General features: G+C 57.9%; 11 protein-coding genes and 1 pseudogene. 8 read left to right on the forward strand and 4 right to left on the reverse strand.

Features of this window, described 5'->3' with window-relative positions; genetic code table 11:
• Positions 1-32: 32 nt before the first annotated feature.
• Positions 33-976: pseudogene (locus IQK56_RS08860) on the reverse strand (aliphatic sulfonate ABC transporter substrate-binding protein).
• Between the two features lie 44 nt (positions 977-1,020).
• Positions 1,021-1,926 (reverse strand): AraC family transcriptional regulator, encoded by a 906-nt coding sequence (locus IQK56_RS08865; RefSeq protein WP_246500183.1) that lies wholly within the window; start codon positions 1,924-1,926, stop codon positions 1,021-1,023.
• 110 nt (positions 1,927-2,036) lie between these two features.
• On the opposite strand from IQK56_RS08865, the gene IQK56_RS08870 reads away from it, so the two are divergent.
• The 8 genes from IQK56_RS08870 (at position 2,037) to IQK56_RS08905 (ending at position 6,309) form a co-directional block, all read left to right on the forward strand.
• On the forward strand, positions 2,037-2,447 hold the full coding sequence (locus IQK56_RS08870; RefSeq protein ID WP_099586937.1) for a hypothetical protein: 411 nt from the start codon (positions 2,037-2,039) through the stop codon (positions 2,445-2,447).
• A 114-nt stretch (positions 2,448-2,561) separates the two neighbouring features.
• Positions 2,562-2,906 carry a hypothetical protein gene (locus tag IQK56_RS08875; protein WP_122307920.1) on the forward strand — a complete coding sequence of 115 codons (345 nt, stop codon included), beginning with the start codon at positions 2,562-2,564 and terminating at the stop codon, positions 2,904-2,906.
• Positions 2,907-2,966: 60 nt separating this feature from the next.
• A complete protein-coding gene (locus tag IQK56_RS08880; RefSeq protein ID WP_150676902.1) occupies positions 2,967-3,362 on the forward strand; it encodes a hypothetical protein in 396 nt (131 codons plus the stop codon).
• Positions 3,352-3,738, forward strand: coding sequence for a hypothetical protein (locus tag IQK56_RS08885; RefSeq protein ID WP_150676901.1), 387 nt, complete (start codon positions 3,352-3,354; stop codon positions 3,736-3,738). The genes IQK56_RS08880 and IQK56_RS08885 overlap by 11 nt, the downstream gene beginning before the upstream one ends.
• Before the next feature lie 80 nt (positions 3,739-3,818).
• A complete protein-coding gene (glsB, locus tag IQK56_RS08890; RefSeq protein ID WP_193864176.1) occupies positions 3,819-4,727 on the forward strand; it encodes a glutaminase B in 909 nt (302 codons plus the stop codon).
• 143 nt (positions 4,728-4,870) lie between these two features.
• The gene (locus tag IQK56_RS08895; protein WP_150762284.1) at positions 4,871-5,161 is read left to right on the forward strand and encodes a hypothetical protein; all 291 of its coding nucleotides are present in this window, start codon (positions 4,871-4,873) and stop codon (positions 5,159-5,161) included.
• Entirely contained in the window at positions 5,158-5,901 is a 744-nt protein-coding gene (locus IQK56_RS08900) for an ATPase (protein WP_246500184.1), read from the forward strand. The genes IQK56_RS08895 and IQK56_RS08900 overlap by 4 nt, the downstream gene beginning before the upstream one ends.
• Positions 5,902-5,988: 87 nt before the next feature.
• Positions 5,989-6,309 carry a hypothetical protein gene (locus IQK56_RS08905; protein ID WP_246500185.1) on the forward strand — a complete coding sequence of 107 codons (321 nt, stop codon included), beginning with the start codon at positions 5,989-5,991 and terminating at the stop codon, positions 6,307-6,309.
• A gap of 5 nt (positions 6,310-6,314) precedes the next feature.
• Here IQK56_RS08905 and IQK56_RS08910 read toward each other — a convergent pair whose 3' ends face one another.
• Together IQK56_RS08910 and IQK56_RS08915 are read right to left on the reverse strand one after the other, a co-directional pair.
• The gene (locus IQK56_RS08910) at positions 6,315-6,818 is read right to left on the reverse strand and encodes a signal peptidase II (RefSeq protein ID WP_150762282.1); all 504 of its coding nucleotides are present in this window, start codon (positions 6,816-6,818) and stop codon (positions 6,315-6,317) included.
• Positions 6,819-6,891: 73 nt separating this feature from the next.
• Positions 6,892-7,131 (reverse strand): DUF6124 family protein, encoded by a 240-nt coding sequence (locus IQK56_RS08915; protein WP_150762281.1) that lies wholly within the window; start codon positions 7,129-7,131, stop codon positions 6,892-6,894.
• Positions 7,132-7,602: the final 471 nt, after the last annotated feature.

Below are 7,602 nucleotides of genomic sequence, written 5' to 3' on the forward strand. Positions count from 1 at the left end.
CCGCCCCTCCCACATTTAGATCACACCAGCCTTCAAGGTCGCCACGTCTGCACATCCTTGGCATCCACCGCCCTGGGCAACAACCCCGCCTTGAAGAACGCATCGGCAATCTTCTGCTGCTCACCCAACTGGTCCACCGTCACCGGCTGCACCTGATAACTGCGGTGCGCGTTCGCCGCTTCAACCGTGGCCACGTCCAAATTGCCCCACAGCGGTCCCAGCACCTTCGCCGCGTCCTGCGGATGGGCTTTCACCCACTTTCCGGTTTTTTCCAATTCCCCATACACCACCTTCAGCACGTCAGGATGCGCCTTGGCGTACGGCGTGCCCGTCAGGTAATAACGCTTGTAGCTGGCCAGCCCCGTGCCATCGGCCAGGGTGTGCGTCGGCAGTTGCCGCTGCACGCTGGTGAGGAAGGGTTCCCAGGTGACCCAGGCGTCGACTTTGTTGTTTTCGAACGCGGCGCGACCGTCGGCGGGCGACAGGTAGGCAGGTTCAATATCCGAGAAGGCCAACCCGGCTTTATTCAGCGCAGCGATGAGCAAATAGTGGGTGCCGGCGGCTTTAGTGACCGCAATTTTCTTGCCCTTCAAATCGGCCAACTGTTGGATCGGCGAGTCCTTGCGCACCACGATGGCCTGGGCCGACGGCGAGGGCGCTTCCTGGGCGAAGTAGGTGAGCTTGGCCTGCGCCGCCTGGGCGAAGATCGGCACCGTGTCGGCCACGTCGCGCTGATATCCACGTTGCCCACGTTCAGCGCCTCCAGCAGCGGCAGGCCGCTGGGGAACTCGTGCCAGCTCACATCGATGTTGTCAGCCTTGAGGGCTTTCTCCAGGGTGCCTTGGGTTTTCAGCAGGGTGATCAAGGTAGAGGATTTTTGATAGCCGATGCGCAGGGTTTCCTGGGCCTGCGCGCTTAGGGCGACAGACAAGGCCAGTAACCCCAATACAGCGGCGATGGGACGACGTATGGACATAAGGCGCGCTCGATGCTCAGCGAAATTTGATCAAGCATAAAGTTCTAAAAACCATTCGATAAATAATCTTTAGACCTGAGCTTAGGTCGCTTTTCGCCCATCCCGATGGGCAGGAGATGCCCGCTGCTCTGGGCAGTCGCGCTGAACACCGCGGCCCGATCCGCCAGATAGCGAGCCGGCGGCTGGCCTACGGTCTTGCGGAACATGGTGATAAAGCCGCTGGCGTTTTCATAACCCAGGTCCAGGGCCACCCGCTGCACACTCTCGCCCGTGGCCAGACGTTGCAACGACAGGATCACATGCAACTGTCGACGCCAGCGGCCAAAACTCAGGCCCAGTTCCTCCAGTAACAGGCGGGTCATGCTGCGCTCGCTCATGCCGATACGCACGGCCCATTGGCCGAGGGTGGCTTTGTCGGCCGGGTCGGCCAGCAGGCTATTGGCCAGGCGGCGCAAGCGTGCGTCCTGGGGGATGGGCAGGTGCAGGGCTTCTATCGGCGCGGCGGCCAGTTCGTCCAGCAATGTGTGGATCAAGCGCCCCTGGGCCCCGGCCTCGTCATACAACTGCGGGAAATTCACCGCCTTGCTGATCAATTCATGCAGCAGGCCCGACACCGCCAGCGTGCAGCAGTGTGGTGCCAAGGCGTGGGTGGCGTCGGGCTCGATCAGCAGGCAATACACTTGCGCCTCGCCGGACCCGCGTGCCGAATGGGGTATGCCGCCGGGAATCCACAGTGCGCACTGGGGCGGCACGATCCAGATCCCCGCCTCGATTTCACAGTGGATCACCCCACGCAGGGTGTACATCAACTGGCATTTGCGGTGGGTGTGCGGGGTGTGCTCCCAGGTGTCCGACGCGCTGCTGGCACCCACGGCCACCACGGCGCGGGGGACTACATCGGCATCCTTGGCCGTGAGCGGGTCGAGCAGATCAAGGCGGTGGTGCTTCATGGCGGGGATCGCAGGTTGGCCGGATTGCGAAACAGTCTGGCTATTCTGTGCAATGCCGTCCAGTGGTTCGAGCTTTATATTGAGATCCACTCTCATTAAGGAGCTTTGCCATGCGACTCGACAGTACAACATTCCCTGTGGTCAAAATCGTCTTCGATGCCCCGAACCAAGGCGGGCCGGAGGACGCCTTCCGGGTCTTTGAAGACCTGTTGGCACGGCAGCAATCCTTCCTGCTGCTGCACGAAAAAGCCGTGGACGAAAACGACTACGAACACTCCCATGAACAGCGCAAGCAAGCCTCGATCTGGATGAAGAAACACCGACAGGCGCTGCACACGTTCGTCAAAGGCATGATCCAGGTAGAACCCAGCGCGGCCAAACGCCTGGCACTCAAACCGTTTGCGCTGATGTTCGGCAAGGCCTGGGGCTATCCGTTGCTGGTGGTGGAGTCCAAGGACCAGGCCTGGGCGCTGGCGCGGGATGTGCTGGATGAGCGGGTGTCGGATGTGGCGCATTTTTAAAGGCGCGCAACACCTATCTGTGGCGAGGAGGCAGGCTTTCTCGCCGGTCGGCGAGCGGTGCAGGGTCAATTGAACTACTTTGACTGACGAGCGATCCCTACCCGGTACTGATCCATGCGCATGTTTTTGAAAAGATATATGGCCCTGTTGGACAACGACCTGAGTACGCAGATTTTCGACAATGTGAAAAACCTGCTGGTCTGCGCACTGTTGTTTGCGGCGGGCACCAACGCGCTTCTCGGTCAGCAGGCCCTTTTTATCGGCGTGTTTGCGTCAAACGTGGCGGGCTGGGGGTTGATCATCCTGTCCACGGTGTTGATGTTCCTGAACGTCAGCGATGGCATTCGCAGGCTGGCCAAGCTGCGTTATCACCTGGCGTTGCAGCTGTTGCTGATCCTGGTTTATCTGGTGGTGGCCGAGCGGGTGGTAGAGATTGTGTGGGGCTTCCGCGCGCATTGAAAATCGAGGTATTAACGCGTTCACGCTAGAATCGCCGCACGCGGACCCAGGATGCGCACCATGCCCACGCTTTATTGTTACGTCGATGGTTCTGACAACCAAGCAGTCGAATCGGTATTGGTCGACGCCTTTCGCGCGTTTGTCAGCGATTGGGCGCAATATTGCGCCGTGTTTGTGAATCACCAGCACGAGCGTACACCCGACATGGCGCCTGATGATCTGAATGATTGGTTTATCGGGCTCAACCTTCCTTTGCCTCCCGTTAGCCAATCTCAAATTGACCAATTGGTCCTGTTTGCAAAATCCTTGGCGGGCGCAACAGGACGAGATTTTGTGGTGGGTATTTCGTTGCCGTCCGGGCTTTGCGAGGATCTGGTGTTTCTCGATGCAAACGCTGACGAGACTGAGGGGTTACGCCTGTACACACAGTTGGAGGCTGCGCTCCATGGGGCTTGATATTCATCTTGAGGCTGATAAGCGAATGTCCCTGGCACATCTGGCTGACGCTGTGAACGCGGTGGGTGGTGCTGAACTGGAACAGCATGAACAGTCGGTGCAGGCGCATTTTTATTCAGGTCTTTTTCTGAGCGGCTGCTATGAAGTGGATGATCCTGATATTCGTGCGCAAGACACGAATGATCTGGCATTTGCGGTGGCCATTCGTTGTTATCTGCGTATCAAAGGGCCTGCGCCGGAGGGTGCTGATCCATTGGCTGACGTCAGGGAAGTGGCGCAGCAACTGGCTACGAGGTGTGACGCCTGTTTCTTGATGTCGTTTCAGTACGAGTCCCTCATGTATTACCGGGACGAGGCGGGGTTTCACGTTCTGTAGTACCTCACTTGACCTGCGTGTTTCAGGTATCCTCCGCGCCCCGCTTATCACTGATTCAAACCACGATGACAGGACAAGACATGCAGGTGCTGCTGGAGTCGATCCTCGACGAAGTGCGCCCACTGATCGGCCTCGGCAAAGTCGCCGACTACATTCCCGCCCTGGCCGATGTGCCGGCCAACCAACTGGGCATCGCTGTGTACGGCAACGACGGCTCGGCCTACCGCGCCGGCGACGCCGATACGCTGTTCTCGGTGCAAAGCATTTCCAAGGTGTTCAGCCTGGTGCAGGCCATCGACCATGGCGGCGAAAGCATCTGGGAACGCCTGGGCCATGAGCCGTCCGGGCAGCCGTTCAACTCCCTGGTGCAGCTGGAATTCGAACGCGGCCGCCCGCGTAATCCGTTCATCAACGCTGGCGCACTGGTGATCTGCGACATCAACCAGTCACGCTTCGCCGTGCCGATTCTGTCGATGCGCGACTTTGTGCGGCGCCTGTCGGGCAACCCGCAGATCCTGGTCAACAAAGTTGTCGCCGACTCCGAAGCCCAGCACGGTGCGCGCAATGCGGCGATGGCTTACCTGATGAAGTCCTTCGGCAACTTCCATAACGACGTGGACGCGGTGCTGCACAGCTACTTCAACTACTGCGCCTTGCAGATGAGCTGCCTGGACCTGGCCAAGGCCTTCAGCTTCCTCGCCAATGAAGGCACCAGCGCCCACAGTGGCGAGCAGATCCTCACGGCGCGCCAGACCAAGCAAGTCAACTCGATCATGGCCACCAGCGGGCTGTATGACGAGGCGGGCAACTTTGCCTATCGCGTGGGGTTGCCCGGTAAGAGCGGGGTCGGCGGCGGGATTGTCGCAGTCGTGCCGGGGCAGTTCACCGTGTGCGTGTGGTCGCCGGAGTTGAACGCGGCGGGGAACTCGCTGGCGGGGATCAAGGCGTTGGAATTGTTGAGTGAGCGGATTGGGTGGTCGGTGTTTTGAGTGCGAAAGCGCTTAGAGGGTGTTGGGCCGCCCGCAGCAGGACATGGGACACACATTGAGGTAAAGTCGAGCCAGCGTTCGACGCCTGAGGTGATCTACGCTCATTGCCATTGATCATCCCTTGTCCTGAGCCGGAGACCAGCATGTCACGTAAAAAAGTTAAGCCCCAAATTACCGAAGCACAGATTCTTGCCCAGGAATCGAGCATTCCCTCCATTGCGGCGAAAGCATTCAGGGATGCCTACGAGGTTGCCCTTTCCAAGGGTGAGTCCGTGCTTGTGGTTCGCGCTGGTCAGTTGGTTAAAGTTTCCAATACGGAGACTTTGGTTATCCGTCCTGTGGAAACCTACGGCACTCTCAAGGCAGGCACTCGCTTGAAAACCAAAAAATCCTTGTTGGACCGTCGGTCTGCCCAGGCGCAGATTCAGGCTTGAGTACCACCCCCCGTGTCCGTATGTTCGCCGGCCCGAACGGGAGTGGAAAGAGCACATTCAACTCGAAAGTCCCGGCGCACTTGCTGGTCAACTACATCAATCCTGATGCGATTGAGTTGGGCATTCGTGAAACGGGTATTTTTGACTTTGCCGTCTTCGGGTTATACCGCTACGCCGAGCGTGCCATCGCGTTTTTGCGCTGTCATTCACTGCTTTCAAAATTTCCCGATTCCCTCGCCAAACTGGATGATCTGGTCGCCAAGGGTGAGCGGATCATTTTTGCTTCACGCAACATCGACTCTTATATAGCTTCTGCTCTTTCTGACTTTATTCGGGTGTCTCTGATTGAAGAACGCTTGAGTTTTACATTCGAGACAGTCATGTCGGACGGCAGCAAGATTGAGCTGTTAAGGCAGGCGAAAGCTGCCGGCTATCGGGTATACGTTTATTACGTTGCTACCGCAGATGCTGATATTAACGTTGCCCGGGTTGCCTACCGGGCCTCTATAGGTGGTCATGATGTACCACCGGACAAGATTCGATCACGTTATAAGCGCTCTTTGGAAAACTTGTCAGAGGCGATTCTCTTATCCAATCGGGCCTATATCTTTGACAATTCGCAAGACGGCGAGCCCCGCTTTGCGCAACTTGCCGAGATTACAGAAGGCGAGGATATCGATATTGTGGCGGACACTCAGCCTGCGTGGTTTCAGCAGTATGTCATCGACAAGTTGACGTAGACGTCGAAGGGCAAAAAAACGCTGAAGGGAGTATTAGGCTGCCTTCGCCCTTCAAGAATCTTTCCCTTTTCTCTGATGGATATTCTTATGACCTATGAACTCCATATCGCCCGTGCCGAAAGCAATGCAATAGCACCTGAAGAGTGGAATGCCTTGTGTGCCAGTGACCCAACCATCGTGTTGCAGGACGAAGTGACTGCCGTTAATCCCACGACAGGAGCGACGATCTCCATTGGCGGTAACCAAACGGCTTACTGGACCTCTCCCACCACGCAGCAGGATTATTATTTCGATTATCGCCGTGGCCGAATTTCGTTTGTATACAGCGACGAGAGCATCGTGAAAGCCAAGGCGATCGCCCAAGCCCTCGCCGCTGAAATTCGAGGCGATGAGGGCGAGCAATACTGATACGCCTAGGCTTTACGCGGCTTCACGAACAGGTCGATCAGCAGGTACAACGCACCGACGGTAATCGCGATATCCGCAATATTGAACACCCCGGTATGCGCTGGCCCGACGTTCAGGACCATGTAGTCAACCACATGACCGTCGCGAAACACCCGGTCGATCAGGTTGGCGATGCCACCCAAGGCGATGGCGTACAGCGGCAAGACTTTACGCAGCGGCTGGTTCCAGTTGGCGAGGGACCACCCCATCGCCCAGGCCACCACAACGGCTACGCCGACGATAAAGATCAGTTGTTTGACTTGTGGCGGCAAAGCGGCGCCCAGGCTCAGGAATGCGCCGGGGTTAAGGCTTAGCTCCAACGCAAGATTGATCGGGTTTGAGCCGATTTTGAAGCTGTTGGCCGCCAGTGAAACCAGGGCCAAGAGTTTTACAAGCTGATCCATGGCAATGAAGGCGGTGCCGGCGAGGAGGGCGAAGGTTCGGCTTCGCAATAGGGGGGAGGTGCTCAAGCGGTAACTTCCTGTTCCGGTTCTGTCGAGAGGAGCGCCCGAAGATAGCTCAGGCGCCTGGTGCCGTCTACGTTCAGGCCGCCGGATGAGCCTCGTCCAGCGCCTTGTCCACCAGCAGTTGTACGCCTTCGAGCATGCGGCAGATGCCCAGTGCCACATTGCGTTGGGTGCCGTCGATTTCAAAGGCGAGGTGGGTGGCGATGTCGGTGATTGAGGATAGATCCTGGGAGGCGTTGACCAGCAGCGTTTCGGTGCCCAGGTTGGGGCGTACGGTGAAGAGTTTTTCTGGGGGATTTGGGGTGTCTTTGATCATGGTGGAACTCCAAGGGGAATGGAGCCGCCACGGTTCGCGGTCAAACGAATTAGGGTGGCAGCTATACGCGGGTTGACCGACCGGTCCCAAGGAGCCCGGCATACCCTAAGGTATCCCGCGTACAGCTGCCGCGACACGATACAGCAGGCGTCAAGAAAACGCCTGATTCGATGTGGCACAGATGCAGTTGGGAGTCGGACGGTCAAATCCGGTCGCTGAATTGGCAGCGACGGCGGAGAGGTTAGTCAGCCGCGTTCCGAGCGACAACCTGAAACAGTCGTGGGAAAACTCTGAGAGTCTGGGGCGAAGTGCTATCCCTGTGGGAGGGGTCTTGCCCCTGATAGCAGTGTGTCAGCCAAGATGCATCAACTGACACGGCCTCATCGGGCATGAGTATCTACACAACTCTTAAAGGCTTATTCATAACTCCGTGGTGAGCGGGCTTGCCCCGCGCTGGGCTGCGCAGCAGCC

It is taken from the genome of Pseudomonas cyclaminis, assembly GCF_015163715.1.
GTDB classification, from domain to species: Bacteria; Pseudomonadota; Gammaproteobacteria; order Pseudomonadales; family Pseudomonadaceae; genus Aquipseudomonas; species Aquipseudomonas cyclaminis.

Coding starts and splice junctions, on each gene's coding strand:
- IQK56_RS08865 (WP_246500183.1), bottom strand. CDS start 1,926: ATGAAGCACCACCGCCTTGATCTGCTCGACCCGCTCACGGCCAAGGAT.
- IQK56_RS08870 (WP_099586937.1), top strand. CDS start 2,037: ATGCGACTCGACAGTACAACATTCCCTGTGGTCAAAATCGTCTTCGAT.
- IQK56_RS08875 (WP_122307920.1), top strand. CDS start 2,562: ATGCGCATGTTTTTGAAAAGATATATGGCCCTGTTGGACAACGACCTG.
- IQK56_RS08880 (WP_150676902.1), top strand. CDS start 2,967: ATGCCCACGCTTTATTGTTACGTCGATGGTTCTGACAACCAAGCAGTC.
- IQK56_RS08885 (WP_150676901.1), top strand. CDS start 3,352: ATGGGGCTTGATATTCATCTTGAGGCTGATAAGCGAATGTCCCTGGCA.
- glsB (WP_193864176.1), top strand. CDS start 3,819: ATGCAGGTGCTGCTGGAGTCGATCCTCGACGAAGTGCGCCCACTGATC.
- IQK56_RS08895 (WP_150762284.1), top strand. CDS start 4,871: ATGTCACGTAAAAAAGTTAAGCCCCAAATTACCGAAGCACAGATTCTT.
- IQK56_RS08905 (WP_246500185.1), top strand. CDS start 5,989: ATGACCTATGAACTCCATATCGCCCGTGCCGAAAGCAATGCAATAGCA.
- IQK56_RS08915 (WP_150762281.1), bottom strand. CDS start 7,131: ATGATCAAAGACACCCCAAATCCCCCAGAAAAACTCTTCACCGTACGC.